The sequence below is a fragment of the Vibrio sp. T3Y01 genome (genome assembly GCF_013114525.1).
Taxonomy (GTDB): Bacteria; Pseudomonadota; Gammaproteobacteria; order Enterobacterales; family Vibrionaceae; genus Vibrio; species Vibrio chagasii_B.
The window spans coordinates 1-2,113 of sequence record NZ_VTXJ01000049.1 but is presented as its reverse complement, the minus strand read 5'-3'; the positions used below and the strand labels follow the sequence as shown (position 1 = coordinate 2,113).

The following is a 2,113-nucleotide window of genomic DNA, read 5'->3' as shown; positions in this document are numbered from 1 at the left end:
TGTTTGTGCGTCGACGATGGGTTGATAATAGGGGAAAAACTGGGCGTCTCGAACCGCTTTTTGAAGAGCAATTTCTTTTTTTGCGTGCCAATAGGAAACACATAACCAAAGAATGGTGAGTGAAATCATAAAGAGTAAAGTGGTAACCGGCCACAAGTTTTGCTTAAACTTCGAGAGCACTCGTGAGGTAGAGACGGAGGATTCAAAGGTAAGAGGCAGATAGTTTGAAGCAACTGAGTTCGAGTACAGGCGATCGGCATTGGGCAAACTGCCTATTTCAAGGATAGTGTAATTTTCTTTTGGTAAAGATAAACGAATAGAGCGTTGGTGGTCTAAATCATTTTCAAGAAAAAGGTATTCCGTGCGTAATGGAAAGAGGAAACCGTATTGTCCATTCGAACCGTATAGATAGGGGGGATGTTTTGGGGTTGTAGAGAGAGAATAAATCGCTAAACGCCACATTTCTCCTTTTAATTTTGTATTAAGTAAGTTCTTAAAATTACGTTGTTCAAACTGCTCAACACCGAAAGGAGAGCAATAGGTATAGGGTTTCTGCTTATCAAGATTAACGATGGGTATCGACATAAGTAGATGCGACACATAAAGCTTCTCTAACTGCTCTATAGTGTCAGTGGAGCATTCACCGCTAGCGACGCTGGCTTCAGAAAGAGTGGGTTTTTCAAGCCCATATTTAATCGCAACAGAAACGATTTGATCGAGGTAGTCGACGTCATGCTTAATTTCATTATGAACTTGATAAAGACTGGTGGCCAATGAAGCCAATAAGCTAAATAACAGGGCCAATAACATAACACCAGTCTTATAGACCCATTGAGGGTGGGGACTGAATAATCGGTTTAACCAAGGGGGTCTGGATCGCATGCTTAACTCTTTATAATTATAAATCCAACGGATTGTGTTGAGTTGTCAAATGTTATTATGCGGTTTAATTAATGTTTCTTTCTATAAGAAATCCTTGATCTTAAAAGGCAAATTATAAAAGTGGAAAGCTGATCACTTTTTGTTAGGAAGTTTTAATTTTTAGGCTCTAAATCAAGCCTTAAAGAAAACACTGACCGTAATCTTGGGCCGCATTAAACATATGGCTTAAATGTAAGGCTTTCTTTGTTAAAGGATCATATTTATGGCAAGCAAAACAGCCCCTATCTTCTTTAGGGTGCACTAAAGCAAACCATTGAGGGTTTTGGACATAGGTCTCCATTGTACTGTTTGATAATAACTTCGAACCCCCTATTTCATTTTTCCAAGTGGGAGGCACCTCTCCTTTATTTAAATCACTCTCGTTTGAGACTGTCCAAGATGTACCCACAAGGAAGTAGTTAGACCAAACAGATTTGCGTGATTGGTAATAATCTGACATTGCCTCGTTAAGCGCTTTTATATCTTTAGCTACTTCAGTTTTCGTTAAAAAACCAACCCCATAGGGTGTTTCTCTACAGACTTGGGTAGGTTTACCAGGGAAGTAAGTATTCACTTTCTGAAAGGACATTGGGTTGAAAAATGTCCATTTACCTGATTTTTCAAAATTTGATAGGTTAGGAACATCAGCACAATCAGGAGCGTTTTCCTTGTGTTCAAATGTGGTCCAAATGAATTCAGGATGATTCCTTGTTTTTCGTACTATATGAATCCCAACCAAGCCCATTAGAACATTACTCCTTACTACCCCGTTGAGCTCAACATCTCTATGAATAGTGAAAAATTTTTCAGGGTTGTCGTTATTAGATATTAATTTCCATGAGGTTTTTACTTCAGTGGAGCCTGGGGATATTTCAAACGGTGTTTTCCCACTGTCAATCTCGGCGACACATTGGCTATTGTTTAATCCGTGTTTGACGATGTCATTGTAGAATTTTTTATTGACACTTTGTTGATAGAAGACTGGATTGCTTTCTTGATCGTTCAATGGGAAATTAGAGCCGGCTTGAAGGATCTCACTTTGTACTAATCCTTGATCACCTTTATTGTCCCAACTATCGGGTATCTCTTTAAATATTCTGTCTTTCGGCATCATATTCAAGAATAAATCCGGTGTCTTGTCACTGGTATAATAAGCAAAAGATTGCCATGCAAACTGCATAAAACTGCAATT

General features: G+C 38.7%; 1 protein-coding gene and 1 pseudogene. Both read right to left on the bottom strand.

Going from position 1 to position 2,113, the window contains the following annotated elements; translation table 11 throughout:
* A pseudogene (locus F0232_RS24860) lies at positions 1–810 on the bottom strand (EAL domain-containing protein); the annotation flags it as partial.
* Positions 811–1,060: 250 nt separating this feature from the next.
* A partial coding sequence (locus F0232_RS24855) for a hypothetical protein (protein WP_171751089.1) occupies positions 1,061–2,113 on the bottom strand: 1,053 nt, incomplete at its 5' end.